25 protein-coding genes are annotated in these 25946 nt (G+C 61.5%); 13 read left to right on the plus strand and 12 right to left on the minus strand.

Annotated elements, in window-relative coordinates:
- Nucleotides 1–49 precede the first annotated feature (49 nt).
- The gene (locus tag FNU79_RS00095; RefSeq protein WP_225429782.1) at nt 50–757 is read left to right on the plus strand and encodes a M48 family metallopeptidase; all 708 of its coding nucleotides are present in this window, start codon (nt 50–52) and stop codon (nt 755–757) included.
- Nucleotides 758–906: 149 nt separating this feature from the next.
- Here FNU79_RS00095 and FNU79_RS00100 read toward each other — a convergent pair whose 3' ends face one another.
- The gene (locus FNU79_RS00100) at nt 907–1596 is read right to left on the minus strand and encodes a phosphatase PAP2 family protein (protein WP_143718928.1); all 690 of its coding nucleotides are present in this window, start codon (nt 1594–1596) and stop codon (nt 907–909) included.
- A gap of 252 nt (nt 1597–1848) precedes the next feature.
- Here FNU79_RS00100 and FNU79_RS00105 point away from each other — a divergent pair, with 252 nt between their 5' ends.
- The 5 genes from FNU79_RS00105 (at nt 1849) to pyk (ending at nt 9035) form a co-directional block, all read left to right on the plus strand.
- Nucleotides 1849–2919: a Vgb family protein gene (locus FNU79_RS00105; RefSeq protein ID WP_143718929.1), complete on the plus strand. Its 1071-nt coding sequence runs from the start codon at nt 1849–1851 to the stop codon at nt 2917–2919.
- Between the two features lie 225 nt (nt 2920–3144).
- Nucleotides 3145–4521 (plus strand): chromosomal replication initiator protein DnaA, encoded by a 1377-nt coding sequence (dnaA, locus tag FNU79_RS00110; RefSeq protein ID WP_404825716.1) that lies wholly within the window; start codon nt 3145–3147, stop codon nt 4519–4521.
- A 436-nt stretch (nt 4522–4957) separates the two neighbouring features.
- Nucleotides 4958–6040 (plus strand): DNA polymerase III subunit beta, encoded by a 1083-nt coding sequence (gene dnaN / locus FNU79_RS00115; protein ID WP_143718931.1) that lies wholly within the window; start codon nt 4958–4960, stop codon nt 6038–6040.
- Nucleotides 6041–6193: 153 nt separating this feature from the next.
- Nucleotides 6194–7462 carry a phosphopyruvate hydratase gene (gene eno, locus FNU79_RS00120; protein ID WP_143718932.1) on the plus strand — a complete coding sequence of 423 codons (1269 nt, stop codon included), beginning with the start codon at nt 6194–6196 and terminating at the stop codon, nt 7460–7462.
- Nucleotides 7463–7610: 148 nt separating this feature from the next.
- The gene (gene pyk / locus FNU79_RS00125) at nt 7611–9035 is read left to right on the plus strand and encodes a pyruvate kinase (protein ID WP_143718933.1); all 1425 of its coding nucleotides are present in this window, start codon (nt 7611–7613) and stop codon (nt 9033–9035) included.
- A 216-nt stretch (nt 9036–9251) separates the two neighbouring features.
- On the opposite strand, the gene tyrS is transcribed toward pyk, so the two are convergent.
- Nucleotides 9252–10487, minus strand: a complete 1236-nt coding sequence (gene tyrS / locus FNU79_RS00130; protein WP_143718934.1) for a tyrosine--tRNA ligase — start codon at nt 10485–10487, stop codon at nt 9252–9254.
- A gap of 194 nt (nt 10488–10681) precedes the next feature.
- Between tyrS and FNU79_RS00135 the strand changes: the two genes are divergently transcribed.
- Genes FNU79_RS00135 through FNU79_RS00145 form a run of 3 tightly spaced genes read left to right on the plus strand, consistent with a single transcriptional unit; the run spans nt 10682 to nt 12527 of the window.
- Entirely contained in the window at nt 10682–11242 is a 561-nt protein-coding gene (locus FNU79_RS00135; RefSeq protein WP_143718935.1) for an MOSC domain-containing protein, read from the plus strand.
- Nucleotides 11243–11259: 17 nt separating this feature from the next.
- Nucleotides 11260–11817, plus strand: coding sequence for a YqhA family protein (locus tag FNU79_RS00140; RefSeq protein WP_143718936.1), 558 nt, complete (start codon nt 11260–11262; stop codon nt 11815–11817).
- A 29-nt stretch (nt 11818–11846) separates the two neighbouring features.
- Entirely contained in the window at nt 11847–12527 is a 681-nt protein-coding gene (locus FNU79_RS00145; RefSeq protein WP_143719293.1) for a tRNA (adenine(22)-N(1))-methyltransferase, read from the plus strand.
- On the opposite strand, the gene FNU79_RS00150 is transcribed toward FNU79_RS00145, so the two are convergent.
- A complete protein-coding gene (locus FNU79_RS00150) occupies nt 12524–13321 on the minus strand; it encodes a GNAT family N-acetyltransferase (protein WP_143718937.1) in 798 nt (265 codons plus the stop codon). The two genes, FNU79_RS00145 and FNU79_RS00150, sit on opposite strands and share 4 nt — an antisense overlap.
- Nucleotides 13322–13334: 13 nt before the next feature.
- A complete protein-coding gene (locus tag FNU79_RS00155; protein ID WP_143718938.1) occupies nt 13335–14021 on the minus strand; it encodes an N-acetylmannosamine-6-phosphate 2-epimerase in 687 nt (228 codons plus the stop codon).
- A gap of 73 nt (nt 14022–14094) precedes the next feature.
- Here FNU79_RS00155 and FNU79_RS00160 point away from each other — a divergent pair, with 73 nt between their 5' ends.
- Nucleotides 14095–14877 carry an SDR family NAD(P)-dependent oxidoreductase gene (locus FNU79_RS00160; protein ID WP_143718939.1) on the plus strand — a complete coding sequence of 261 codons (783 nt, stop codon included), beginning with the start codon at nt 14095–14097 and terminating at the stop codon, nt 14875–14877.
- A gap of 6 nt (nt 14878–14883) precedes the next feature.
- On the opposite strand, the gene FNU79_RS00165 is transcribed toward FNU79_RS00160, so the two are convergent.
- The 6 genes from FNU79_RS00165 to FNU79_RS00190 all read right to left on the minus strand — a co-directional run bounded on the left by FNU79_RS00165 (nt 14884) and on the right by FNU79_RS00190 (nt 19873).
- Nucleotides 14884–15771 (minus strand): Ig-like domain-containing protein, encoded by an 888-nt coding sequence (locus FNU79_RS00165; RefSeq protein ID WP_143718940.1) that lies wholly within the window; start codon nt 15769–15771, stop codon nt 14884–14886.
- Between the two features lie 25 nt (nt 15772–15796).
- Nucleotides 15797–16963, minus strand: coding sequence for a molybdopterin molybdotransferase MoeA (locus FNU79_RS00170; RefSeq protein WP_143718941.1), 1167 nt, complete (start codon nt 16961–16963; stop codon nt 15797–15799).
- Between the two features lie 160 nt (nt 16964–17123).
- The gene (gene pfkA, locus FNU79_RS00175; protein WP_143718942.1) at nt 17124–18107 is read right to left on the minus strand and encodes a 6-phosphofructokinase; all 984 of its coding nucleotides are present in this window, start codon (nt 18105–18107) and stop codon (nt 17124–17126) included.
- An 84-nt stretch (nt 18108–18191) separates the two neighbouring features.
- Complete coding sequence (gene rsmI / locus FNU79_RS00180; protein WP_143718943.1) at nt 18192–19163, minus strand: 16S rRNA (cytidine(1402)-2'-O)-methyltransferase; 972 nt, start codon at nt 19161–19163, stop codon at nt 18192–18194.
- Nucleotides 19144–19374 carry a hypothetical protein gene (locus FNU79_RS00185; RefSeq protein ID WP_124870793.1) on the minus strand — a complete coding sequence of 77 codons (231 nt, stop codon included), beginning with the start codon at nt 19372–19374 and terminating at the stop codon, nt 19144–19146. The genes rsmI and FNU79_RS00185 overlap by 20 nt, the downstream gene beginning before the upstream one ends.
- A gap of 82 nt (nt 19375–19456) precedes the next feature.
- On the minus strand, nt 19457–19873 hold the full coding sequence (locus FNU79_RS00190; protein WP_143718944.1) for a hypothetical protein: 417 nt from the start codon (nt 19871–19873) through the stop codon (nt 19457–19459).
- A 500-nt stretch (nt 19874–20373) separates the two neighbouring features.
- Between FNU79_RS00190 and FNU79_RS00195 the strand changes: the two genes are divergently transcribed.
- On the plus strand, nt 20374–21372 hold the full coding sequence (locus tag FNU79_RS00195; protein ID WP_143718945.1) for a serine hydrolase domain-containing protein: 999 nt from the start codon (nt 20374–20376) through the stop codon (nt 21370–21372).
- A 48-nt stretch (nt 21373–21420) separates the two neighbouring features.
- On the opposite strand, the gene FNU79_RS00200 is transcribed toward FNU79_RS00195, so the two are convergent.
- Nucleotides 21421–23697, minus strand: coding sequence for a transglycosylase domain-containing protein (locus tag FNU79_RS00200; RefSeq protein ID WP_143718946.1), 2277 nt, complete (start codon nt 23695–23697; stop codon nt 21421–21423).
- A 104-nt stretch (nt 23698–23801) separates the two neighbouring features.
- Here FNU79_RS00200 and gcvT point away from each other — a divergent pair, with 104 nt between their 5' ends.
- Entirely contained in the window at nt 23802–24884 is a 1083-nt protein-coding gene (gcvT, locus tag FNU79_RS00205) for a glycine cleavage system aminomethyltransferase GcvT (protein ID WP_143718947.1), read from the plus strand.
- Between the two features lie 62 nt (nt 24885–24946).
- Nucleotides 24947–25309 carry a glycine cleavage system protein GcvH gene (gcvH, locus tag FNU79_RS00210; protein ID WP_143718948.1) on the plus strand — a complete coding sequence of 121 codons (363 nt, stop codon included), beginning with the start codon at nt 24947–24949 and terminating at the stop codon, nt 25307–25309.
- A 75-nt stretch (nt 25310–25384) separates the two neighbouring features.
- On the opposite strand, the gene FNU79_RS00215 is transcribed toward gcvH, so the two are convergent.
- Complete coding sequence (locus tag FNU79_RS00215; RefSeq protein ID WP_143718949.1) at nt 25385–25945, minus strand: TM2 domain-containing protein; 561 nt, start codon at nt 25943–25945, stop codon at nt 25385–25387.
- Nucleotide 25946 lies beyond the last annotated feature (1 nt).

Raw genomic sequence — 25946 nt, forward strand, 5'->3', positions numbered from 1 at the left:
GCGGCCGGGGAAACTCAGCCACCGCTTTTTGGTGTTCTAAACTGGCTCGGTGCCGCCTTCCTCTGCTGCCTCCCTCTCCGGTCTGATGGTCGGTGGCCTGCCTGTAAGCCTGAGACGCAGCCAACGCCGCACGGTGGGCCTCAAAGTCACCGCGCAGGGCTTGACTGTTTACGCGCCGCAGCGCACCGAGGAAGCTCGCCTCCGCCAATTTGTAGAAGACAAACGGGCCTGGGCCGAGCGGCATTTGCAAACCTTTCAGCAGCGAAAACCTGTTGCCGCGCCGCTGACCGACGGTTCCGTTTTGCCGTTTATGGGCCAAACCTTGACGCTGAGGGCCGTACCAAACCTCAAACGGGCGCGGCGGCTCCGTGACGAACTCCACGCACCCGCCGCAAACTTAAGGGACGCGGTGGAAGCTTGGTACAAGCAACAGGCGCTGGATGTATTTACGCCGGTGGTTCAGCAATACGCTGCTCAACTCCGCAGGGGACGGCCTCTCAGCGCCGTCAAAATGACCAACGCATCGGGGCGCTGGGGCAGCTGCACGGCGGCGGGGGTGGTGCGGCTGCACTGGCGCTTGCTGCTGGCTCCATCAGAGGTGCTGCAGTATGTGGCCACCCACGAAGCGGCCCACCTCGCCGAGCTCAACCACTCGCCCGCTTACTGGGCCGAGGTGCAGCGCCTCTTTCCCGAGTACCGACGAGCTCAGAGGTGGCTCAAAGAAGGCGGCGCAGCATTGATGCAGCTGTGGAGCTAGGCGCTAAGTACAGCGAGATTACCGTTTCAGGATTCCGCGTCTTGGGCAGAGCGGCTTCTTGACCAGGGCAGCGCCGATGACGACGCTTGGTCACACCTACCGGGCCTGCCCGCTCCGCTCGGTTTATCCAAAGATAAACACTGGCGTACTTAAGCAGACTGGTCGCCCAAATGCACCACTTTCCCCGGTTCGGTGGCGTGCTGCTGAGCTTGACGCAGCCGCTTCCACAGCACCAGCGCCGTACCCGCCGCCCAGAAGATGCCCAGCGCCCAGCCGCCCAGCACGTCGGTGGGGTAATGCACGCCCACGTAGACCCTCGCCGTTCCCATCAGCAGCGTATAAAGCGTGCCGAGCACGATCAGCGGCCAGCGCCAGCCAGTGCGCCACAGCAGGGCCACCAGCGTCACAGTCAGGGCGGCGGCCATCGTGGCGTGACCGCTCGGAAAACTCTTGTCGCCTTCTTGCCACAGCCACTCCACGATCTGTGGGCGCACCCGGCCGACCAAGGCTTTGAGGATGATGTTGAGCACCATCACGCCGCCCAGCGAGATCAGAAAATAACGGCCCATCACGGCTGATTTTCGCCAAAACACCACCAACAAAACCGCACTGACCGGCGTCATCCAAGTGGCGCTGCCAAAGGCGCTAAAGGTTAGAGCCACCTGCCGAAACCACGCTGGCGCGTTGGCCCGAACCCACAGCGTGACCGGCGCGTCGAAACCGAACACCTCTTTTTCGTGGATGTCTTGCGTCAGGTAGCCGAGCAAAAACAGCGGGAAGACGATCAGCAGAGCCAACGCCAAAAGGGGCCGCCAGTGTTGGCGCATCCAGAGCAACATGCCCGCAGTTTAGAGCGCCCGGCCCCGCTCTGACTGACCACCTCACCTTGAGCAAGTGTTGGTGTTCTGGTCGCGACCCGGCCCGCAGTTGCGCCGCTCACTTCCGAGTTTCCATGATTCCAACAAATGCGTTAATAAATAACTGCTTACCTTCTTTTGTGCTGTGGATTTTCTCATAAAACGTCCAGAACATTCTACTTTCTGACTTGGGCTGTAAGGAAGTGGTACGAGGTCTCGGTGTTTGATACCCGTATGAAACAGGTTGTCTCTTCCTCTTTTTCCTTCAAATGGCTGCCCGCCATATTGACGCTCAGTGTACTTCTGGGTGCCTGTGGCAGCGCCAACGTTCCCGGCACGCTCTCAGGCAATTCGGCTTCCGGCAGCGGCACGGGCGCGAGCGTACCCGGTGTCAATTTGGCGGACTTGCCTCTACAGCGCTTCGCCTTGCCGGTCAGCAATTATCAGGTCAGCAGCTTGCGGGTGGCGGGCGGCCAAGTCTACGTTTTGCCCACCGTCAATGCTCCCGATCCGCAGCGCCACACCGTCATCAGCCTCGATATTGCCAGCGGCGTGGCCAAGGCCGAGGTGTTGCTGCTGGCCGACGAGGAAGGCTTTACCTCGCAGGCAGTCGCCCCCGACGGCACCCGCTACTTGATGATCCAAAATGTGGCGGGCAACTGGGTGGGAGCCGCCAAAGTCGGCGAAACGCTCAAAAAGATGCCGCTCGGCACCCCTGGCGACAATCTCAACTTCCTGACCCGCACCCCCGACGGGCGGCTGTGGAGCTTGCAATATCGCCAAGACGCCCTCTTTGAACTGAGCGTCCAGTCCGGCGTCCAGCAAAGCCACCCCGTCGAAGACAACGCCGAAGACCTGACCGCCGATACAGGCGGGGTGCTGTACTACTCGCGCTTTTTGACGAATCCAGCCGTGATCCGCTTCGATCCGGCCAGCGGCCAGACCCGCAGCTATCCGGTGGGCATAAAAGGCAAAACCCGTCCGCGCCTGCTGACAGCCACTACCCAAAGCGTTTGGTTCGTAGATTCCTGGACGCGCAAACTTAGCCGCATCGACACGGGTTCGGGCAGCATCAGCGACTTAAATGTGCCGGCGGGAGCCATTCTCGCCGCGCTCTCGGCCAGCGCCGACGGCACGCTGTGGGCCTCCGACGTGGCCCGCCACGCGCTCTACCGCTGGCAACCCGGCCAACTCAGCGCTCAGAGTCTCAGCGTGCCGGGTGACGGCCCCCGCGCTCTAGAAGTGGAGAGCGGCGGGACAGTTTGGTTTGAAAGCGCCGGAGCGCTCTACCGCCTTAGTCCCTGAATTGGCCCCTCTTTCGGCTGCCTGCACCTTCGAATCAAGCAGCCATTTCTGCCGCCAAAATCGGGTGCTATGATGCCCCACACAGGTGAGTGGGCCGCCCCGTGACGCAAGGCTCACAGGGGTGACGGTGCTCATTTGAAGGTGCTCATAAGGCGTTTATGAAGAGGGCTGGTTTGTTTCACTCAGCCGGGAGGTAAGGCTATTTCGCAGGAAATCTGGACGGACGTGCTGGCTTATGTTCGTAAAAATATTTCGGAAGTGGAATACCACACTTGGTTTGCTCCGGTTCGGCTGATCGGCGTGGAGCAGGGCGCACTGGTGCTGGGCGTCCGCAACAGCTTTGCCCAGGAGTGGTTCAGGAAGCACTACCTCGAGCTGCTCGAAGACGCGCTGAGGTCACTGGGCGCGGAGCAGCCGCAAGTCAGCTTTCAAGTGCTGCCCGCCGCCCAAGACGCTCTGATGCTGCCTGACCCGCCGCCTGCGCCCCCGCCAGTGCCCAGCAACCCGCGCAGCACCCAGCGCTCAGTCCCGAACTTGCCGGTGCCCCCACCCAATCTCAACCCCAAATACATCTTTGAAAACTTCGTAGTGGGGCCGAACAACAACCTCGCCCACGCGGCGGCTTTGGCGGTGGCCGAGTCGCCCGGCAAAGCCTACAACCCACTCTTTATCTACGGCGATGTGGGCCTCGGCAAAACCCACCTTATGCATGCGGTGGGCCACTACATGACCGAGCGCTACCCCGGCAAACGGGTCGAATACGTCTCCACCGAATCGTTTACCAACGACTTGATCAACGCCATCCGCGACGACAAAATGACCCAGTTTCGCAACCGTTACCGCAGCGTGGATCTGCTGCTGGTGGACGATATTCAGTTTTTAGCTGGCAAAGAGCGTACCCAGGAAGAATTTTTTCACACCTTTAACGCCCTTTACGAAAGTCACAAGCAGATTATCCTGAGTTCCGACCGTCCACCACGCGAAATTCAGACGCTGGAAGGCCGCCTCCGCAGCCGCTTCGAATGGGGCCTGATCACCGACATTCAGTCGCCAGAATATGAAACGCGGGTAGCGATTCTCAAGATGAACGCCGAACACAACCGCATCAATATTCCTCAAGATGTGCTGGAATTGATCGCCCGTCAAGTCACCGCCAACATCCGTGAATTAGAAGGCGCGATGATGCGGGTGGTGGCTTTTGCCAGCCTCAACAATGTGCCGTTTAGCCGCGCTGTAGCAGCCAAAGCGCTCTCGCACGTCTTCACGCCGATAGAAATCAAGGTCGAAATGAAAGACGTGCTGCGAACCGTGGCGGCCCGCTACAACCTGGCCGCTGAACTGGTGCGCGGCGCGGGCCGGATGCGCGAAGTGGTGGTGCCGCGCCAAATCGCCATGTACTTGATCCGCGACCTGACTTCTCACTCCTTACCGGAGATCGGAGCCTTCTTCGGACGCGACCACTCGACGGTCATGCACGCCATTTCTAAGGTCACCGACAACCTCGGAAAAGACGCCGAACTCACTTTGGTCATCGATCACCTCAAAAGACAGCTCAGCGGTCTAGACGACTTGGAAAACGACATGCAGGACAGCCATTTTTAGTTTATGAGAGATTGTCTAGTCTAGTGGTGATTCTTTTCACGATCTGTGGATAAACCTGTGGATAACCTGTGGATAAGTGCCTTTTTTCTGTGGATAACTTTGTGGATAACTTTGGGTCAGTTAGGGCCTGTGGATAAGTGCCATAGTTATCCACAGGTTATCCACAGGTTTTCGAGTTATCCACAGGCAGCCTGTGGATAACTTTTGCCCTCCCAGCGCGGCCCGAGAGTAGTTATCCACAGTATCCACAGGCCCTATTACTACTACTACTAGTTTTATAAGTTAAACAGATCGGTTAAAGATAGGGGTTTTTGGATTCTGCCTTTTTACCTCATCTCAGACCACCCTCAAAAATCAAAAAATCAGGAGAGAAATCAGGGTTTGGAAACCACTCCCCGCCACCCCCCCGGCCCTGAGGCGCTAGGATGAAACCTAGATGCAAGCACACGTCACCAAAAAAACCCTCAGCGAGGGACTGGGAATCCTCGAACGGATCATCCCGAGCCGCAGCAGCAACCCCCTGCTGACCGCGCTCAAAGTGGAAGCCAACGAACGCGGACTTCTCCTGAGTGGCACCAACCTAGAACTTGATCTGAGTTGCGTGGTTCCCGCCGAGATTCAAAATCCGGCGTCGTTCGTGGTTCCGGCGCACCTGTTCGCGCAGATCGTTCGCAATTTGGGTGGCGAACTCGTCGAGCTCGAACTCAGCGGCTCGGAGCTTTCGGTGCGGGCCAGCGGCTCGGAATTCAAGCTGCAAACTGGCGACCTCGCCGCCTATCCCGAACTGGAATTTCCCTCGCACGCCGACGCCACCCTCAGCGCTTCGGAACTCGCCCGCTCGCTCTCCAGCGTGCGCTACGCGGCCAGCAACGAAGCGTTTCAGGCGGTCTTCCGGGGCATCAAGGTCGAGCAAAATGGGCAGACGGCGCGGGTCGTCGCCTCCGACGGTTTCCGGCTGGCGCTGCGCGAATTCAGCGCTGTCGGCGAGGCAAGGAATTTGATTATTCCGGCCCGCAGCGCCGACGAACTGGTGCGGGTGCTGCGCGACGGCGAGGTGCGTTTGACCTACGGCGAGGGCATTCTGGGCATCCAGACCGACCGTGTCCGCATGAACGCTAAGCTGCTCGACGGTGACTTCCCTGACTACGAACGGGTGATTCCCCGCGACATCAAGCTGACTGTGACGCTGAGCGCCGCTGCCCTCAAGGAAGCCGTTTCGCGGGTGGCCGTGCTGGCCGATAAAAATGCCAACAACCGGGTTGAATTTCAGGTCAGCGAGGGCAAGTTGCGTCTGGCTGCCGAGGGCGACTACGGACGCGGCCAGGATACCCTCGAAGTGCAGCAGGAAGGCACTGAACCGGCCATGAGCCTGGGCTTTAATGCCAAGTACGTCCTTGACGCGCTCGGCCCGATTGAAGGCGACGCCGAGATGCGTTTTTCTGGCCCCACCAGCCCGGCTATCTTTAAAGCCAGCGGTGACGGCGGCTACCTCGCGGTGGTCGTGCCGCTGCGAGTCTGAGGCCAAAACGGAGCGGGTTTCTAGACGGGGTTGAGGGTTGTCTGGTCTGGAGCGCGGTATAGTGTCGGAAGTACGCATTTCACCTGAGCGCTCTGCTTCGCTGAGATGTTGCCGCCCTGACCAACGCAGCCGATCATGCAAGCCGGAGGATTTATGAACATCGAAACCATCAAAGCCCGTGAAGTGCTGGACTCGCGCGGAAATCCCACCGTGGAAGCCGAAGTGTACCTGGAGAGCGGGTACATGGGCCGCGCCATTGTGCCCTCGGGAGCCAGCACCGGCAGCCACGAAGCGATTGAGCTGCGCGACGGCGGCAAACGATACATGGGCAAGGGCGTGCTCAAGGCGGTAGCCAACGTCAACGATAAGATCGCCCCGGCCCTGGAAGGCATGGACGCCAGCCAGCAAGGCATGATTGACGCTGCCATGCTGGAACTCGATGGCACCAGCAACAAAAGCGGTCTGGGTGGCAACGCCATTCTGGCCGTCAGCTTGGCCACCGCCCGCGCCGCCGCTGCCGAACTCGATATTCCGCTGTACCGTTACCTCGGCGGAGCCAACGCCCGCACCCTGCCGCTGCCGATGATGAACGTCATCAACGGCGGAGCGCACGCCGACAACTCGGTGGATTTTCAGGAATTTATGGTGATGCCGGTGGGTGCACCCAACTTCCGTGAGGCGCTGCGCTACGGTGCAGAAATTTTCCATACCCTCAAGAAAGTGCTTTCCGTACGCGGCTACAACACCAACGTTGGTGACGAGGGCGGGTTTGCGCCTGACCTCAAGAGCAATGAGGAAGCCCTGCAAGTGCTGCTGGAAGCCATCGAAAAAGCCGGATACGAGCCGGGCAAAGACGTGGCGATTGCGCTCGATCCCGCTGTGGCCGAGTTGTACAAAGACGGCAAATACCACCTCGAATCTGAGGGGCGGGTGCTGAGCAGCGAGGAGATGGTGGAGTTCTGGGCCGATTGGGCCAGCCGCTACCCGATTGTCAGCATTGAAGACGGCCTCGGTGAAGACGACTGGGACGGCTGGAAGCTGCTGACCGACCGACTCGGCGGCCAGATCCAACTCGTCGGTGACGATCTGTTCGTAACCAATCCTGAACGGCTCCAGCGCGGCATCGACACCGGCGTGGGCAACGCCATCTTGGTGAAAGTCAACCAGATCGGCACCCTCACCGAGTCTCTGGAAGCCATTGAGCTGGCCAAGCGCAACCGCTACGGCACCATCATCAGCCACCGCTCGGGCGAGTCTGAGGACGCTTTTATCGCCGACCTCGCCGTGGCCACCAATGCTGGACAAATTAAAACTGGCTCGGCCAGCCGAAGTGACCGCATCGCCAAGTACAACCAACTGCTGAGAATCGAAGATGAACTTGGCAGCGCGGCGCAGTTCTTGGGCCGCAAGGCTTTACGCTAACAACTCTCTTTGACCGCCAGTGTTCAGCCTTTGATTTGCTGAGCACTGGCGGTTTGTGCTTGATCTCCATGCTATGCCCTCGCCGCTAAACTTGCTTAGTTGGAAGTGATTCCAAACCAGCGCTTCCAACCCCCTTATATGGAGAACCATGAAACATTTTGACCGTGCCACCAAGATCGTTGCCACCATCGGCCCCGCCAGCCGCAGCCCTGAAGTTTTGGAGAAGATGATTGACGCGGGCATGAACGTGGTTCGCATGAATTTCAGCCACGGCAGCAAGGAAGATCACCGCGAAACCTACAACATGGTGCGCGAGCTGGCCCACCGCAAAGGCGTGGCCATCGGTATTTTGCAGGACTTGCAAGGCCCTAAGATTCGGGTGGCCCGCTTCAAGGAAGGCGCGGTGACGCTTCACGCGGGCAATCCGTTCACCATCACCATGGACGATGTCGAAGGCGATGAAACCCGCGTGGGCACCACCTACAAGGGCCTGCTCGGCGACGTGAGACCCGGTATGGCGCTGCTGCTCGACGACGGCAACATGGCTCTGCGGGTAGAGGGCGTGCGCGGCAATGACGTGCATACCACCGTGGTGATCGGCGGCATTCTCAAAAACAACAAGGGCATCAACGTGCCGGAAGCCGATCTGGCCGTGCCTGCTCTGTCGGACAAAGACGTGGAGGACATGGAATTCGGCGCGGAACTCGGTGTGGACTGGGTGGCGCTGAGCTTCGTTCGCAGCCGCGACGATCTGCTGCTGGCGCGGCATTACTTGGCCCGTTTCGGTTCTAAAGCCAAGTTGATGGCCAAAATTGAGAAGCCTCAAGCGGTTGACCGGTTTGACGACATTCTGAGGGAAGTGGACGGGATCATGGTGGCCCGCGGCGATCTGGGTGTGGAAATGCGCCCCGAGCAGGTGCCCACCATCCAGAAGCGCCTGATCCGCCTGTGCCGCGAGGCGGGTAAGCCGGTGATCACCGCCACCCAGATGCTCGAAAGCATGATCAGCTTGCCGCGCCCCACCCGCGCCGAGGCCAGCGACGTGGCCAACGCCATCTACGACGGCACCGACGCGGTGATGCTGTCGGCGGAGTCGGCAGCGGGCCTGTATCCGGTGGAATCGGTGATGATGATGGACAGAATCGCCCGCGAAGCCGAGAGCAGCGAAGCGTACAACTTGATGCGGGCCAACACCATGGACGTCAGCTTGCCGCAAGACGCCATCGCGCTCTCAGCGTGCAATATCGGTGAGCGCCTAGACGCGGCGGCGATTGTCAGCTTTACCAAAACTGGCGGCGCAGCGGTGCGGGTCGCCAAGAACCGCCCCAAGTTGGCCATTTTGGCCCTGACCCCCAACGAGCAGACCCGCTGTCAGCTGGCGCTGTCGTGGGGTGTGGTGCCGATGCTCAGCGAAGATCCCCGCGACACCGACGACATGGTGAGAATCGCCAACGCCGAACTGCTCAAGAGCGGTCTGGCTGATCAGGGCGACCGCTATGTGATCACAGCAGGCGTACCGTTCGGCGTGCAGGGCACCACCAACATGGTTCGCGTAGAAACGCTGCGGAAGTAAGCTGAGGCGAATGGGCGCGGCTTTTGCGGCTGCTTTCAGTAAGGACGCCGTGTCAGCGCAAGGTCAGCTTCACCACACAGGTTTTTTATCCACAGGCACGGTGTTTTATCCACACCCTCCTGTGGATAACTTTTGGTTTTGGGCGAAAATGATGAGCAAAAGTTAGGGGAGAAGCTGAGCTGGCTTCTCCCCTTTCGCTGTACTGAACGCTTCTCCTCAGCTTTCCGGCAGCATTCGGGCAAACTTATCTTTGCCTTTTTGAATGACCACCCCGCCTTCAGAAAGACTCAAGGCTCCCTGAGGCTCCAGGAAGGGCTGGCCGTCCACCTTGAGCCCTTTTCCCGTGATCGTGCGCCGTGCGGCCCCCAGGGAGGTTTCCAGGCCCGCCAAGACCATCAAGCGGGCGGCGGGGTAAGTGCCTTCAGCATTGGCGTCCGTTTTGGGGACGTTGAAGCTGGCAATATTTTCGGGAATGCCACCTTTGGCCACCGACTGAAAGCGCTCCAAGGCCGCGTCCAAATCGGCGTCGGGGTAAAAAAAGCGGGTGACCTCGCGGGCCAGCGTCTTGTGGGCTTCCACTGGATGTCCGGCCAAGAGTTGGGCGATTTGAGTTTCCGGCAAATCGGTCAGCAAAGTGAAGTAATTGTTCAGTAGCGTGTCCGGCACTTTCATCAGCTTGGCGAACATCGCGTGCGGCTCGTCGGTCAGGCCGATGTAGTTGTCCAAGCTCTTGGACATCTTCTCGGTACCGTCTAAGCCGACCAGCAGCGGCAAAGTGATGACCACCTGCGGTTCTTGGTCGTAGTCGCGTTGCAGGGCGCGGCCCACCAGATTGTTGAAGAGTTGATCGGTGCCGCCGAGTTCTACGTCTGCGCGGAGGGCCACCGAGTCGTAGCCCTGCGTCAGCGGGTAAAGAAGCTCGTGCATGGCAATCGGCACGCCGTTAGAGAGCCGCTTGGTGAAGTCGTCGCGCTCCAGAATGCGGGCCACGGTGTATTTGCTGGCCAGCCGGATCACGTCGGCGTAACCCATCGGCTCCAGCCATTCGCCGTTGTAGCGCAGTTCTAGGACTTCACTCTCTTGCCGCAGCACCAATTTGCACTGCTCGAGGTAGCTCTCGGCGTTGGCCCGCGTTTCTTCCAAGGTCAGCGGCGGGCGGGTTTTGGATTTGCCGGACGGATCGCCGATCATGGCGGTAAAGTCTCCGATCAGCATGATGACGGTGTGGCCCAAGTCCTGAAATTGGCGCATTTTGCGCAGAATCACCGCGTGTCCGAGGTGCAGATCGGGTCGGGTCGGGTCGGCTCCCAGCTTGACGCGCAGGGGGGTATTCGTTTCGATGCTGCGCTCCAGCTTGCGGCGCAAATCGTCTTCGGACACCAGATCAACGACGCCGCGCTTCAAGATGGCGATTTGTTCGTCGATGGGTAAGTTTTTGCGGATTTCATTCATAGTCGGCTCTCCATACGGCGGCGGCGCACTTCCGTATTCAGAAAGTGCGCCGCTGTTCAGGGTCTCGGGCTGTGTTTGACGTCAACCCCCACCTTAGCGGCAGGGTGAATAAGCAAGTCGGGTCAAGCGCCTCATGCCTTCAGTTTAGCAGGCCCAGATCAATTTGTACCGGCGTCCCGCACTAGCATGGCGGGATGCAAACCCTGCAAGGTCTCCGCAGCACTTTCCCCCGCGCCGGACAAGTTCAGTGGCTGGGCATTCGGCCCGCCCGCCGTGAAAGGCTGCACAGCTTGGAAGAAATCGAAGTCATAGAAAATCTGGGCGTCGTGGGCGACCACGGCAAAAAAAGCGTGCCGCGCCTGCGTGCTTTGACCGGCGAGGTCGGTGAAATTTCCACGGTCAGCAGCCCCAAGCCGCTCGCGGGCGGGCCAGGCAAGCGCCAAGTCACCCTGATTCAGGCCGAGCATTTTCCGGTGATCGCCGCGCTGGCTGGGCTGACGGAAGTCGCGCCTGAGCTGCTGCGGCGCAACATCGTGGTGTCGGGCATCGCGCTCTTGGCGCTCAAAGACCAGCGCTTTCAGATCGGCGAGGTGATTTTGGAAGGCACTGGCGAGTGCCACCCCTGTTCGCGGATGGAAGAAAATCTGGGTGCGGGCGGCTACAACGCGGTGCGCGGTCACGGCGGAATCACGGCGCGGGTGGTGCGCGGCGGCGTGATCCGGCTGGGCGACGCCCTGACGCCCTGCACCTCATAACCACTATCTTAGGAGCAATGGCAGCGCCCAATCCCAAAAAAACCGGTTTAACTTCAGGCAATGCTCTCTTCGGCTTTACCCGCCTGATCGTGGAATTTGGCGTGCTGTCCAGTTTTCTTTTTTCGCTGGTGCTGTTCGTCAACGGTACAGTCAGGACGGTGGCGGTGATTTGGGAAGCGTTGCCGCATTTTGCCGACGAAAAAACAGGCAAGTCGTTGTTGATCGCCGCCATTGAACAAACCGACAATTTACTGATTGCCACCGCCCTGCTGATTATCAGTTTGGGCTTACAGTCTTTGTTCGTGGGCCGAGTCGCCAATCTTCCGGCGTGGCTGCATATCCGCACCTTCGACGACCTCAAGCAAAAGTTGCTGGGCATCGTAGTGGTGGCCCTCGCTGTCAAGTTTTTCAGTGTGGCGATCAAGTGGGAGCAGGGCGAAAGCCAGCCGATTTTGTTGTTTGGACTGGGCGTGGCGGCGGTGATGCTGGCCATTGGCGCGTACAGCTCTATTTTGGCCCGCCTCGGCGCTCACCTGCAGCAAGGCGAAGGCGACGTCAAGCCGGACGCCGACTGAAGTGACTCCGTGACTGAAGTGGCCCAGTGATGTTAGACGCCCGCCTGAAGGCCGTTTTGCAGCTTATCCGTGCTGCCAGCCACGCCGACATCGGCACCGACCACGCCGCTCTGCCGCTGGCCCTCATCCGTTCGGGTCGCTGCCAGAACGTCATTGCCGTCGAACTCAACGCTGGCCCGCTACAACTGGCCCTCGCGGCGGTGGGGCGAGCGGGGCTGAGCCAGCAGATCGAAGTGCGTCAGGGCGACGGGTTTGCGCCGGTTGCGCCGCAAGAAATTCAAAGTGCCAGCTTAACCGGCATGGGCGCACGCACCATTTTGGGCATTCTTGGGCGGGCTGAGTGGCTCCCGCCAACCCTCATTTTGCAGCCCAACGCCGAGCCGGAAGCTTTGCGGGCATGGGCGCAGGCGAGCGGCTATCACCTGAAGCAAGAAGCTCTGGCTCCAGGCTTTTGGCGCTATCCGGTGCTCAGTTTCGAGCAAACAGACGGTGCTGATCCAGCGTACTGGGGCTTGCCGGCAGCGTCTGCACTTAAATTCGGCCCACATCTTCTGAGGAGCGCCGACCCGCACTTGCAGGCCGAACTCCACTCCCAAGAACGGCGTCTCTCGGCGCTGGCGGTGCATGGGCGGCCAAGTGTAATGGAAGAACTGCGGATGGTTCGTGACGCGCTGGCTTTCTTGCCGGACGCCTTGACGCCTGCTCCCTAACGCCGCCAGATGTACGGCGTCGTCGTCATGACCGGCAACAGGCCGCCGCGCTCCAAGATCGGACGGGAATACTCGGTGCAGTCGCTGTGCAGATACCGTACGCCCCGCTTCAGCGCCGCTTGAGCGCGGGCCGCCGTTAGGGCCCGGTAGATGCCCTGACCCCGCCACTCCGGCAGCGTGCCGCCGCCCCACAGCCCCGCAAATTCGGTGTTTGGAATCACCTCCAAGCGGCCCACGCAGACCATCTCCTGCTGCGTTTCCGCGACCCACACTTCGGTGCGCCCCGCGCCTTTCTCGATGCGGCGCATCAAATCGTCGGCGTCGTAAGGAGCGCCAAACGCCCGCTCCTGCGCTCTGGCGGCCCGCACCACGTCGGGGTAGGGGCCGGGTTGGTTGTCTATCCGCCGCAGGGTCACGCCGGTCGGCAGCTTGATGGGTTGGGCGAGAAACTGCGCTTCACCCAGCATGACGGTCTCGGGGTCTTCGGCCTGAAAGCCCTGTGCGGTGAGCCGCTGTGGCAAATCAGCGGGCGAGTCGTGGCCGCGCGTTTTCCACTCGAAGGTTTTGATCTGCGGATCGGCAGCGTAGTAAGCAGTGGTCTCAGCAATCAGACGGTCTGAGGCGTCGCCAGCGTATCCGCCCAATGAACGATAAGAAACAAAACCCCAGTCGCCAAATTTGCCGAGCCACAGCGGGCCGAGCCGGTCAACCCTATCGGCAGTCAGCATCTCAGCGCCCTCACGCAACTGAGCGTCGTACGCTTTGAGCAGTATTTCTTTGGAAGAACCAGACATGACTCAGTCTAAGTCAGTGCTGCTCCTTCTCAGCCCTTAAGGCGTCTGCAAACCAGCGCGTTACGTGATCAGGGCGCGTGATGGCGCTGCCCACCACCACTGCCCAAGCGCCGAGCTGCTGGGCCAGCGCCGCCAAATCGGGGGTGTTGAGCCGACCTTCTGCAATAAACGGCAGGCCCGCTTCCCGCAGCTGCGCCATGAGTTCAAAGTCGGGCGCGGGCAATTGGGGGCTGTGGGGAGTGTAGCCGCTCATGGTGGTGCCCACGATGTCGGCTCCTGCTTCGTAGGCGTTCAATGCTTCGGCAAGGGTGCTGATGTCGGCCATGGCCAGCACGCTGGCGTCGTGTGCAGCCCGCACCAACTCGGCCACGCTGAAAGGACGTGGCAAGTCGGTGCCGTCAAAAGCCACCAAATCCGCGCCCGCAGCGGCCACCCCGCGCACTTCGTCCGGCGTGGCGGTGATGTAGATTTCGGTGTCGGGATGGCTTTGTTTGGTCAGCCCGATGATTGGCACGTCCGTGATGGCCCGCACCGCTGCGATGTCGGAGGTCGAGCGCAGCCGCAGTCCGCCTGCTCCGCCCAGCAGCGCTGCCCGGCTGAGGGCCACGATATGCGGGGTGCCGCGCAGGGGGCTGCCGTCATCGGCCTGCACGCTGACGATCAGTTGGCCTTTCAGGGTCTTGAGAGGATCAGGAAGCATGAATGAAGTATGGCCTGCTCTTGGGTGTTTTGGCGCTGCTCTTTAAGCAAGGCCGTGAGATGCTGCTTTCACTATGACCCATCTGAACACTTCACCCGACTGGACACCCCGCGTTCTCGTCACGGGCGCGGCGCAGGGCATCGGCAGAGCGGTTGCCGAACTGTTTGCCGAGCGCGGCGCGGGCGTGCTGCTGTTTGACCTCAACCTGCCCGCGCCGCTGAGCAGTCAAGTTGACCAACACTTGCACGTTCAGGGCGACGTCACCAGCGCTGCAGACATCCAGCGGGCTGTGAAGCAAGTCGGCGCTCAGTGGGGCGGGCTGGACGTACTGGTCAACAATGCCGCTTATCAGGGCGCGGTCGGCTCACTGATGGACGTCTCCGAGGGCGGCTGGCAGCGGGCGCTGGACGTGAATTTGACGGCTCCGCTGCGGTTCTCACGGGCCTGTGTGCCGCTGATGCCAGGAGGGAGCGCCATTGTCCACGTCGCCAGCGTGCAGGGTCTGTTTGCCGAGCAGGGCAATGTGGCCTACACCGCCAGCAAAGCCGGACTCGTCAACCTGACCCGCTCGATGTGTCTGGACCTCGCGCCAAAGGGGATTCGGGTCAACGCCGTGGCCCCCGGCGCGATTGCCACCGAAGAACTGCTCAACTCGGTGGCAAGCAGCCACGACCCCGCCCAAACCCGCCGCGATTACGAAGACCTCCACGCCCTACGACGCCTCGGAACGCCCAGAGAGGTGGCCGAGTTGGTCTACTTCCTGGCCTCGCCCGCTGCCAGCTTCATGACCGGGGCGATTGTGCCGGTAGACGGCGGCATGACGGCCAGTTTCATGATGGCGGGGCGGCCTGTCTGAGCAGCTTTAGCGCAGCAGGGAGCTGGTTTTTTCTACACTTTCGAGAAGGGCGGAGCTGATCTTCACGCTCTGGGGAGAGGTGTTGAGCTTGACTGTTCGCAAAGCGTCGAGCGCCAGCGCCTTAGCTTGGGTTTTGAGAGTTGCCTGCGCGGTGAGGCTGCTCGGCACGGTGGTGCTGCCCTGAACCAAGGCGACAATAATCGCCTGCGCTGGTTTGTTGTTGGCATTAAGGAGCACACCTGTACCCGCAAAAGTAGGGCTGCCCTGATAAAGTTCAATCGCGTTGTTGTCGTCTGAACCGACAAAATACAAGCGAGTTGACCCGCTTGCGTCAAAGCTGAAAGCCGTCTCCAGTTTTCCAGCGGCGCTGACAGGACCCATCACAGCAACTCCACTGCGGGTTTGCGCTTTATTGAAATAAGCGCCCGCCGCCACAGTGCCGCTGTTCCCAGCTATTTCGTCAGAGAAGACGGTCACTCCCGAATCAAGCAAAGTCGCGTCGGTGCTGTCGCCAATTGCCCAGCCCCACACGCCTTGATACAGGGTATTTTTTTGCGTCAAGGTCAACGTGATACTTTTGCTGCTTTGCCCAATGTTGCCCGCAGCGTCGTAGGCTTTGGCAGTGTAAGTAGCGCTGCCGGCTGCCGTCACCGTGTCGCCAGCGGTGTAAGGCGCTGCCGTGTCTGTGGCGAGCAGTTGGCCTCCCCGGTAAAACTCCACTTTGCTGATAACCACGTTGTCCGAAGCATCGGCGCTCAGGACAACCGAGCTGCCGCTTTGCGCGGCGCTGAGGGCCACGTTGGGCGCAGCGGTATCGGCTTGAGATGTTGAGCCGCCGCCGCAGGCCGAGAGCAGCAAAGTCGCGCTGAGAAGCAAAAAGAGAGGGAGTTTCACGTTCATATCCTAACGGAGTTGCCTCTCACATCAGCACCACGTCCACTTCGTCGCCCACTTCCGCCGAGCCGCCCTCCGCCATCACGACCAGTGCTCCCGCCTCGCTCAGCGACCTCAGCACGCCGCTGCCCTGCTTGGCGTAGTCAAAGACCTCAGCGCCGCGCACCTCGGCCCGCCAAAAAGCAGTTTTGTCGGCCAGACCCCGGAAAGGCGTGCCGGCTCTCAGGCGCAGAGTGCTCAGCGGCTGTCCGGTCAGTGCTGGGCGCACGATCACGTGAAAGACCACCAAGCTGCTCACTGGATTGCCGGGCAAGCCGAACACCGGCAGGCCCCTCCAACCGCCGAGCATGGCCGGGCCGCCGGGCCGCATCCGAACTTTCCAGAAGCTGACTTGGCCGCCCTCGATCAGCAGGTCGCGCACGAAGTCGTACTTGCCCATGCTGACGCCGCCGCTGGTCAGCAGTACGTCCGCCCCGCCGATGCTGGTCAGCGCCAGTTCCAGCGCCTCCGGGCTGTCGGGTGCGGCGGGCAGCAGCACCGCTTCGCATCCGGCTTCCTGCAACATGCCCAGCAAACCGTACGCGTTGGAGTTATAGACCTGCCCTGCTGTCAGCGGCAGCCCCGGCTCCACCACCTCGTCGCCGGTGCTCATCACCGCCACTTTGAGCGGCCTCAATGTCGGGACTTCGGCGTGGCCTAGAGCGGCCGCCAGCGCCACGCGGGAAGGCGTCAGCCGCACGCCCGCCCGCAAGACCGTCTCCCCTGTCCGGAAGTCGCCGCCTTCGTGCCGAACGTCGCCGCTCAGGGCGGGGCGCAGCAGCACAATGTCGTCTCCAGCATCTTGCAGTTGCTCTACCGGACAAATCGCGTCTGCACCGTCTGGCAGCGGCGCTCCGGTGTAAATCCGCACCGCCTCGCCCGCGCCGACTTCACCCGCAAAGGCTTGCCCGGCGCGGCTTTCGCCTATCAGGCGCAGGCGAACCGGCGTTTCCCGCGAAGCCGAGAGCGTGTCGGCACCTCGGCAAGCAATGCCGTCCAGAGCGCTCTCGGTGGCCGAGGGGTGGCTGACTTTGGCGATCAGGTCGGCGGCCAGCGTGCGCCCGTAAGCGAGGCTCAGCGGCACGTGTTCTGTTTCCCGCTCAGGCAAAAGGGCGCTCAGCAGCGTGCGGGCTTCCTCCACACTGACAAACATCGGAAAAGTGGACGCAGGGGTTGAGTTCGTAGGAGTCGGGTTTTGGGTTGAACCAGAATCGGAAGGCATGGATCAAGCATAGGAGATGGATCTAGCGTTTATCGGGCGAGGTGCTGACCCGCCGCGCTTCTCACACAAATCACTCCCCACTTCCCACTTCTCAAATGCTCAGGATTTTGGCGCACTTATAGAGCGCCCGGCTCACGTCCTTGCGCTTTTCCCAGGTTTCTTCAAACGGCACATACGTCAGCCCGCCGCCGGTGCGCCCGATCATGATGTTGGACTTGCCCGCCATCAAAGCTTCCACCGCGCCCTGACCCAGCCGCGAAGCCAGCACCCGGTCAGAGGACACCGGCGAGCCGCCGCGCTGGATGTGGCCCAGCACGGTCAGGCGGGTGTCGATGCCGGTGTGCTGGGTAATGGCGTTGGCGATGCCCTGCCCGCCGCCGGGGTAGCCCTCGGCCACGATAATCACGCTGCTGGCTTTGCCTTTGGCCTGACTTTCCCGGATAACGTCCATCAAGTCGTCCACCGATTTTTCGTCTTCCGGCAAAAAGACTTCTTCTGCGCCGCCCGCCACCGCCACGTCGAGGGCGATGTGTCCGGCGTGGCGGCCCATCACCTCAATCACGAAGATGCGCTCGTGGCTGGCCGCCGTGTCGCGCAGTTTGTCGACGGCGTCCAGGGCCGTTTCGACTGCCGTGAAGTAACCGATGGTGTGGTCGGTGCCGTAGAGGTCGTTGTCGATGGTGCCGGGGAGGCCGACCACCCGGATACCGTGCTCTTTTTGCAAAAAGTGTGCGCCGTGAAAGCTGCCGTCGCCGCCGATGACCACCAAAGCGTCCACGTGCCACTCGCGCAGGTGACGCGCTCCCTCAGCCCGCCCCTCGGCGCTGCGCCAGGTGTGGCTGCGGGCGGTCAGCAGCATGGTGCCGCCGCGCTGGATGATATTGGCCACGTCACGGGGGCCGAGGAGGCGCAAGTCACCTTGGTGCAGTCCTTGAAAGCCGCGCCGCACCCCCACCACTTCGATGCCGTGATATGTGGCGGTACGGACGACGGCCCGGATAGCCGCGTTCATGCCCGGCGCGTCGCCGCCGCTGGTCAGCACCGCGATGCGCTTGATTGGAGTGGGTTCGGTCATAAGTCCTCCGCTGGGGCGAGTGGTTTTGGAAGCGCTTCCTTAGGGGAAGGCAGGTGAGCAAAAGGTGCTTGGCCGAGCGGTCAATCAACCGAGTCGCGGTGCAGTGACACTCAACGACAGCTGATAAGCGTCATTCTTACGCAAACCGCTGGCTTGGAGCAAGGCCCGGATTTCGCGGGCGTCTTTGCCAGCCTCCGCCCACTCCTGAGCGAGCTGCCCGTAATCTGTCTGGGTTACGCCGGGCAAGAGCTCGTCTGCCGCTTTGCCTGCCACCACCACCACGATTTCGCCGCGCACACCGCCCTCAAAGTGCTGGGCGAGTTCGCTGAGCGGGCCGCGCCGCGTTTCTTCAAACTTTTTGCTGAGTTCGCGGGTCACGCTGCCTGGGCGCTGCTCGCCGCAACTCACCGCCAATTCCAGCAAAGTGGCGTGCAGGCGGTGAGGGCTTTCGTAGATCAAGCTGGTTTCGCTGCGCTGGGCCACCGCCGCGAGGCGTTCTTTGCGCTCGCGCCCCGAGCGCGGCAAAAAGCCCTCAAAGGTAAAGCGGGCGCTGCTCAGGCCCGAGAGCACCAATGCTGGAACAAACGCGGTGGCTCCCGGCAGGGCTTCTACCCGCCCGCCCAATTTAAGTGCCGCCGCCACCAGTTCGCTGCCCGGATCGCTGATGCCCGGACTTCCCGCATCCGAGATATAAGCGAGGCGCGGATATTTGCTCAGCACGCTTTCGGCCCGCGACATGGTGTGGGCATCTAAGCGCACCAGTGGGCGCGAAATCCCAAAATGGCTCAGCAGCGCTCCGCTGCGTCGGGTGTCTTCGCAGGCCACCGCGTCCGCGCCGCGCAAGACTTCCACCGCCCGGTAAGTGATGTCGCCGAGATTGCCCACCGGCGTCGGCACCAGCCAGATATGTATGCCTGCAGTTTCTGTGCCGCCCAAGTCGTCTTCCCAGTCTGCCGAGTCCAACTCTGCCGAATCTGGGTCTGCCGAATTCGGTTCTGTCGGAAAAGCCAAGTCGGCAGCGTCAGACGCGCCGCGCTCAGACCAGTTCTGGGACATCACATTCCGCTGGGGTAACGCGCTCGCTGGCCAAACCCGGTAAAGGGCGCAATTTGATTCGGATTTTCTTGGGTCGGTTGAGGGCGCTGCTGATTTTGGCCCGCAGCAACTCGCCCTCGCCCACCGTCACGGTCACGACGGTGCCTTCCGGCAGCTTTACGCCGATCAGCACCACCACTCCATTTTCAACCACGCCTTTGTAGGCCCTCATGCTCGACAGTTTATGACGCCGGAGCGCTTCGTGTCGTCTTTTGCCCACAACTTAAGCGGAACTTCACTCTTTTGCGCCACCCCTAACCTTCCTTTCTCTGCCGCCGCTCGGCTTTGGCCAGCGCTTCTCTGAGCGTCACGATCTCGCTTTCTTTCGCGCCGCCGAGTTGGGCGTAGCGGTCGATGACGTCCGCCGCCTCGCGCCTGCGGCCCATTCTCAGCAGCAATGTGGCGAGGTGTTCGCCGCCCACAAAGTAGGCCCGCGCTTGATTCGGGTGCAGCGCGGCTTGGGCGCGGGCTTCGTCCAGTTTGGTGGTGGAAACGCGGAAGCGGGTGACTTGAAAACGGATCAGAGAAGTGGCGACCACGAACGTCAGCACCACTGCCAAGGTAGAAGCGCTGAGCGAGCGCGATACGCCGTAGCCGCTGGCCAGCCTCACCAACAGCGGAAAAAAGAACGCCAGTATTACGACAGTGGCCAGCGACGCTGCATAATTCATAAGATCGGCCTCACGGATTTGGCCCTAATCGCTCGGCGGTCATGTCCAACATTGTAACAAGCCAGAGGCGGCCCGCTTTGGTAGGTAGTGAGAAGCGCTTAATTCCTGCAAATGTATTCCCCTGCAAAACAGCGCCGCTCCAGCACTCTCCAGACTTCCAAAGTATACCCTTGACAAAGTCTGAATAACGCGCTATAGTTTTCCTATCAATCAAAAGAAGCCAGCCGCCCACGAAGGCGGGTTTTTAATTTTATTCTGAACCGGTATTCTTTCTTCGCCCTCGCCAGTCCGGCAGCCACTTGGGAAGTCGAAGACAGTTCAGCGTGTGTTCAGGCCTTACCAGAACTGGATCTCAATGCATAAACTTGACAGCGTCCAAATACCGCGCTATCCTTATCTTATCACCGCCTGAGAAGGGCGGATTTTTTTGGTCTCTGGGAGCCAAATCCGCCTATGCTGAGGGCGTGAAAATCTACAGGTCTTTCCCTCAGCGCTAAGCCATGTTTAGACCTGACCCCGCTGCTCAAGTCGCTCATCAATTTGCCGACTCGCTGCCTGACGTAGACGCCCGCAGGCTCGGTACGGCGCTGCGCCGGAGCGTCAGGCCTGCGGGCGTGGTGGCCATCTCACAGGGCGCTCAGCGTTTGGTGTTGGGGCTGCGCGGCGCTCCGGAGAGCAGTTTTGAAATCGCCAGTGTCACCAAACCGTTCACAGCGGCTTTGGCTTTTGAGCTGGCCCAGCAGGGTCTGCTCGACCTCGACGCCCCGCTCTCGCGCCAGTTGCGGGCTTTTCGCGGCTACCCGCCGCACGTCACCGCCCGCGCCCTGCTGACCCACACGGCGGGGCTGCCGACCCATCCGCTGCGGGCCACGCTGGGCATGCTGAGTGACTTTCACAATCCGTATGGCCGTCTGAGCGCCGAAACCGTGCTGGCCTCGGGGCGGCGCTGGAGTGGGCTAGCCCGCCAGCAAGCCGGGCGGCTGTCGTATTCCAATTTTGGTTACGGCCTGCTGGCGCTGGCCCTCGCTGAAGCGGCGGGTGAACCTTACCCAGCAGCTTTACAGCGCTGGATTCTTACGCCGCTGGGCCTTACCCACATTGGTTTTGCGCCCCTCACCCCGCTGGCGACTCCACACGGCCTGCTGGGCAGCGCCAAAGTCAGCGGCTTCGGTGGCCTGATCGGCGCAGGAGGACTGTACAGCACCGCCGCCGATTTGCTGAGCTTTGCCGAAGCCCACTTTAGCGGGCGGCTGCGCGGCTGGGAAAAGCTCAGTGCCGTCCGCGCACCCGCGCCGCTCCTGGGCGTGACGGGCGGCTGGTTTGTAACCAAGTGGCGGCGCGAAGCGGTGTGGTGGCACGACGGCGTGGCCAGAGGGACGCGGGCCGCGCTGGGCTTTTCGCCTGACACCGGCAGGGCAGCGGCGGTACTGATCGGCAGCGGCGTGCCGTTTGGCGGCAACCACAGCGGGCCAGCCTCGGTGCTGAGCGAACTGCTCTGAGCTAAGGAGCCTGAGAAGAACTTCTGGCCCAACTCCTCGCCCGCTGCTCTACTGGCTCGGCGGCGCTTCCGGCTGCGGCACAATCTGCACCTCACCTTGATTGCCCTGAAAATCCACGTTGGGGTCGGTGCCGGTGGAGTTGGTGGGGTTGGCGGCATTGGGGTCGCTGGGCACCAAGTCTTCTGGCTGCGGGTAAGCGCTGGGGTCTTGCGGATTTTGCGGTTGGATTTCATTGGGTGTCGAGCTGGGATTGACTGGGCTGGGATTGACCTGAGCTGGAACGGGTTGGGCCGGAGTAGGTGCGGGCTGATCGGCTGGACTCGGCTCCGGCTTGGCCGCTTCTGGTGCAGGTTTGGAGACGGGCGCGGTGCGAAAGGCCATATTGACTTGCCGAACAACGGCGTATTCGATCCCTGGCGGCTCCTTGAAGGCGCTTACCGGGCTGCCTTCCAGCGAGCCGGACACCGCCTGCTGCCAGATCGGTGCGGGGATGGTGCCGCTGTAGGCCCAGGCGGGCAGTGAGCCGCCGGCCTGCTTGCCCACCCAGACGGCTCCGGTGAGAGCCGGGGTGGTGCCGACAAACCACAGATCCTTGATGTCGTTGGTGGTGCCGGTCTTGCCAGCCACGTCGCGGCCCTCGATGCGGGCGTTGTAGCCCAGACCGCCCTGAAAACGGTCGAGATCGTTGACCACGCCGCGAATCATATCCAGGCCCAGCCAAGCCGTCTGGGCGTCCCAAACGCGGGTGGGGACGGGGGCGGGGCGGCTGTAGATGACTTTGCCGCGTGCGTCCTCTACCCGGCGCACCAAGCTGGGCGCGTAGTAATTGCCGCCGTTGGCAAACGGAGCGTAAGCGGCGGCCATTTGCAGCGGGCTGGCTTCCAAGGTGCCGATGCTGAGTGACAGGCCCGCGTCGGTGGGTGGAGTCATGCCGAGTTGGCGCAGCTTGTCCATGAACTTGTCCATGCCGATCTCTTGCCCCAGCCGCACGGTGGGGAGGTTGAGCGAGTGGTCGAGCGCGTACCTGAGCGTCACCTGCCGCCCGGTCCAGCGTCCGTCGTAGTTCTGGGGTCGGTAATCGCCAGTCAGCGGCGAGTCCAGCACGGTGTCCGACTGCTTCCAGCCTTCCGAGAGCGCCAGCGTGTACAGCAGCGGCTTGATGCTGCTCCCGACTTGCCGACGCGCCTGAAGAGCGTTGTTCCAGTCTAGTGGGCGGCCTCCAGTCAGCTTTTGGCCCACCAGCGCCCGCACTTCGCCGTTGCTGGGGTCGAGCAGGGCAATGCCGAGGGTCGCGCCGTCCGGCAACTGGGCCTTCAAGCTGGCGCGTTCGGCGGCGCGTTGATCTTGTAAGTCCACGGTGGCGTAGACCTTGCCGCCGCCGTAGAGCGCTTTGCGGCCAATCTGAGCGGTGAGTTCTTGCTCCAAAGCCTGCATAAAGTGAAAGGCCGGTTGGGTCTGGGTGGCCGGATTGTTGTCAGACAAGCTCTGGGGCCGCTCCAAGGTGGCCGACTGCACCTGACCATTCGCGCCCCAGGCGATGCGCCAGCCTGACGGATAAATAGGCGTTTTCCAAGCGGCGTCGGCCTCGGCCTGCGTGACGCGTTTATCTTCGACCATTCGGTCGAGCAGATCTTTTTCCAGCGGGCGAAAGCCGCTGAAGTCTTTGTAACGGGTGTTGGGCGCAGGAATCAGGGTGGCGAGGTAGACGCTCTGGGCCAAGTTGAGCTGCGACGCCGGAACGCGGAAATACGCCTGCGCCGCCGCGCCCACGCCGATGATGTCGCTTGCGCCGCCGTCTCCCCAGTATATGACGTTCAGGTAAGCGTTCAGAATCTGGTCTTTGCTGAACTGATTTTCGAGCTGGTAGGCCAGCACCGCTTCCTTGAATTTGCGCTCGGCGGTGCGGGCGCTCTTGAGGTTGCTCAGCAGCGTATTTTTGACGACCTGCTGGGTGATGCTGGAGCCGCCTTCCAAGTTATTTTGGAACAGGCCCCTAAACAGCCCGCGCCCGATGCCGATGATGTCTACCCCGCCGTGATCGTAAAAGCGCCGATCTTCGCTGGTAACAGTTGCCCACTTGGCCGAGGAGCTGATCTGCGTCAGCGGTAAAAGGTCGCGGTTGACGCTCTGGCCGCTAGACAGCGAGGGCGTCAGGGTGGCGACGAGTTTGTTTTGGCGGTCATAGACCCGGGTGGTGCCGCTGAACTCCAGCACGTCGAGGTCGGTGACGCTGGGCAGATTGCGGCCCCACAGGTACCACATGCCGCCCGCCGCCAACAGCGCCAACACCACCAAAACACCCAGAGTTCTCAGCAAAAAACGCATATGAAGCCAGCATAGCGCCCACTGCTAAGCGGCGACTAAGCCGCGCCGAACTTCTTTTGGCTTCCCCTGCACCCACTCAGCAGCCCCGCGTTAAGATAAAACGCGTGACCAACTTAGACGAAACAGGAGCGCTCCGGCGCACGCCGCTGCACGCTGCTCACCTGAAGGCCGGAGCCAGAATGGTGCCGTTTGGCGGCTGGGATATGCCCGTTCAGTACGCCGGCGTCAAAGCCGAACACGCGGCGGTGCGCCAAAGCGCGGGCATGTTCGACGTGTCGCACATGGGCGAATTCCGTGTGACGGGGCCGGACGCCGAAGCCTTTTTGCAGTACGTGACCACCAATGATCTCAGCAAACTGCGCCCCGGACGTGCTCAGTACAACTGGTTGCCGGGCGAGGCGGGCGGCCTGGTAGACGACATCTACATCTACCGCGTCTCAGCCGACGAATTTTTTATGGTGGTCAACGCCTCCAACATCGCCAAAGACTGGGCGCATTTGACCCGGCAGGCCGCCAGGTACGGCGCAGTGCTCACCGACGAATCGGATCAGTGGGGCCTGATCGCCGTGCAGGGGCCGAAAGCGGCTGACCTCCTGCAACTGCACGCCGACACCGACCTGATCGCCCGCAAGAAAAACAGTTTCTTTTCCGCTCACCTTTTCGGCCTTCCGGTCTGGCTGGCCCGCACCGGCTATACCGGCGAGGACGGCTTCGAGGTGTTCGTGGCCGCCGAACAAGCTGAAGAGATGTGGAACCAGCTGCTGTCGGTGGGCCTGATTCCCGCTGGCCTCGGCGCACGCGACACCCTGCGGCTGGAAGCGGGTTTTCCGCTTTACGGCCACGAGTTTTCCGATTCTATTCACCCGCTCAGCAGCACCTACACCTGGGTGGTCAAAGACAAACAGCATTTGGGCCGCGAGCATATCGACCTCGCGCCCAGCCAAAAGCTGATCGGCCTTGCCCTGGACAAAGTGCCGGTGCGCGAAGGCTATCCGGTGCAGCTTGACGGGCAAGTGGTGGGCCACATCACCAGCGGCAGCCTCAGCCCCACGCTGGGCTACCCGGTGGCGATGGCCCTGGTCAACGTTCAGAGCGCCGACGCCGAGGCCTACGGCGTGGAAGTGCGCGGTAAGCTGCATGAGGCGCGGCGGGTGGCCTTGCCGTTCTACAAAAAAGCGGACGTGTAGCGCTGCTGGTTGCAAGCCTCTTTTCCCACACATTTGCACTCAAAATCATGGAGAATACCGCTATGAATATTCCTTCAGAACTGAAGTACGCCGCCAGTCACGAATGGCTCAAAGATGACGGCACGGTGGGCATTTCCGACTTCGCGCAAGATCAGCTTGGCGACGTGGTGTACGTGGAGTTGCCGGAAGTGGGCCGCGAGGTCAAGGCCGGCGAAACAGTGGCTGTGGTCGAGAGCGTCAAGACCGCCTCGGACATCTACTCACCGGCCAGCGGGACGATCGTGGCCGTCAATGAAGCGCTCGGCAGCGCACCGGAGCAGGTCAACGGCGAGCCTTACGGCGACGGCTGGCTGTTCAAGTTGGACGTGACCGAAGAAGGCGGCGACCTGATGGACGCGGCGGCCTACGAAGCGGCCAACGGCTAAGCACTGAGCTTTGCGGCAACCAAAAGCGTGGCCCCCGGTGGTATCCGGCGGCCACGCTTGCTGTGCCATTCAGCGTCAGAACCAATCTTTGCGGCCCACCAAGTAGGTTTGGTTAAACTCTTCGTCGCTGCGGGTCAGGTACACCACGCCCTCAATGATGCTGACGATGCACAGCGCCGTGAAAACCAGCATCATCAGCGGCACCAACACCAACGCCCCTATGCCGAAGGTGACGATGCTCAGCACGCCGGTCAGAAACCAGCCGCCGATGTTGACCAGCAGCATCATCAAACCGGGCGTGGTGCGGCCCAGATAAAACTTATGTGCGCCCAGCGTGCCGAGAAAAATCGCCAGCAGGCCGGCCACCAATTTGCGGGAGCTGATGTCGCCCGCCTGGGTGATTGGCAGCGGCTGTGGGTCGGTGGTCGCCGCGCTGCTGGGCTGCCGGGGGTTGAAATAAGCTTGCGGCTGAGTTTCAGGAGTGCGCGGCGCGGCTGGGCGGGTCGCTTCGTCGATCCAACTCGGCACGTCTTGCTGGTGCGGCGGCAGATGTGGGGTCTGCGGCGGGTCAATCCGCAGATCGTTGGCCGGAGCGGTCTTATTGAGGTTGACGCCTTCATTCTCGGGATTGGTCATG

This window comes from Deinococcus detaillensis (genome assembly GCF_007280555.1).
Taxonomy (GTDB): domain Bacteria; phylum Deinococcota; class Deinococci; order Deinococcales; family Deinococcaceae; genus Deinococcus; species Deinococcus detaillensis.

Coding starts and splice junctions, on each gene's coding strand:
- FNU79_RS00145 (WP_143719293.1), top strand. CDS start 11,847: ATGTTAGACGCCCGCCTGAAGGCCGTTTTGCAGCTTATCCGTGCTGCC.
- FNU79_RS00200 (WP_143718946.1), bottom strand. CDS start 23,697: ATGCGTTTTTTGCTGAGAACTCTGGGTGTTTTGGTGGTGTTGGCGCTG.
- FNU79_RS00105 (WP_143718929.1), top strand. CDS start 1,849: ATGAAACAGGTTGTCTCTTCCTCTTTTTCCTTCAAATGGCTGCCCGCC.
- FNU79_RS00190 (WP_143718944.1), bottom strand. CDS start 19,873: ATGAATTATGCAGCGTCGCTGGCCACTGTCGTAATACTGGCGTTCTTT.
- dnaN (WP_143718931.1), top strand. CDS start 4,958: ATGCAAGCACACGTCACCAAAAAAACCCTCAGCGAGGGACTGGGAATC.
- rsmI (WP_143718943.1), bottom strand. CDS start 19,163: ATGTCCCAGAACTGGTCTGAGCGCGGCGCGTCTGACGCTGCCGACTTG.
- FNU79_RS00140 (WP_143718936.1), top strand. CDS start 11,260: ATGGCAGCGCCCAATCCCAAAAAAACCGGTTTAACTTCAGGCAATGCT.
- FNU79_RS00185 (WP_124870793.1), bottom strand. CDS start 19,374: ATGAGGGCCTACAAAGGCGTGGTTGAAAATGGAGTGGTGGTGCTGATC.
- FNU79_RS00135 (WP_143718935.1), top strand. CDS start 10,682: ATGCAAACCCTGCAAGGTCTCCGCAGCACTTTCCCCCGCGCCGGACAA.
- FNU79_RS00170 (WP_143718941.1), bottom strand. CDS start 16,963: ATGTTTGTCAGTGTGGAGGAAGCCCGCACGCTGCTGAGCGCCCTTTTG.
- pfkA (WP_143718942.1), bottom strand. CDS start 18,107: ATGACCGAACCCACTCCAATCAAGCGCATCGCGGTGCTGACCAGCGGC.
- FNU79_RS00100 (WP_143718928.1), bottom strand. CDS start 1,596: ATGTTGCTCTGGATGCGCCAACACTGGCGGCCCCTTTTGGCGTTGGCT.
- FNU79_RS00155 (WP_143718938.1), bottom strand. CDS start 14,021: ATGCTTCCTGATCCTCTCAAGACCCTGAAAGGCCAACTGATCGTCAGC.
- pyk (WP_143718933.1), top strand. CDS start 7,611: ATGAAACATTTTGACCGTGCCACCAAGATCGTTGCCACCATCGGCCCC.
- FNU79_RS00160 (WP_143718939.1), top strand. CDS start 14,095: ATGACCCATCTGAACACTTCACCCGACTGGACACCCCGCGTTCTCGTC.
- FNU79_RS00195 (WP_143718945.1), top strand. CDS start 20,374: ATGTTTAGACCTGACCCCGCTGCTCAAGTCGCTCATCAATTTGCCGAC.
- gcvH (WP_143718948.1), top strand. CDS start 24,947: ATGAATATTCCTTCAGAACTGAAGTACGCCGCCAGTCACGAATGGCTC.
- tyrS (WP_143718934.1), bottom strand. CDS start 10,487: ATGAATGAAATCCGCAAAAACTTACCCATCGACGAACAAATCGCCATC.
- eno (WP_143718932.1), top strand. CDS start 6,194: ATGAACATCGAAACCATCAAAGCCCGTGAAGTGCTGGACTCGCGCGGA.
- FNU79_RS00215 (WP_143718949.1), bottom strand. CDS start 25,945: ATGACCAATCCCGAGAATGAAGGCGTCAACCTCAATAAGACCGCTCCG.
- FNU79_RS00150 (WP_143718937.1), bottom strand. CDS start 13,321: ATGTCTGGTTCTTCCAAAGAAATACTGCTCAAAGCGTACGACGCTCAG.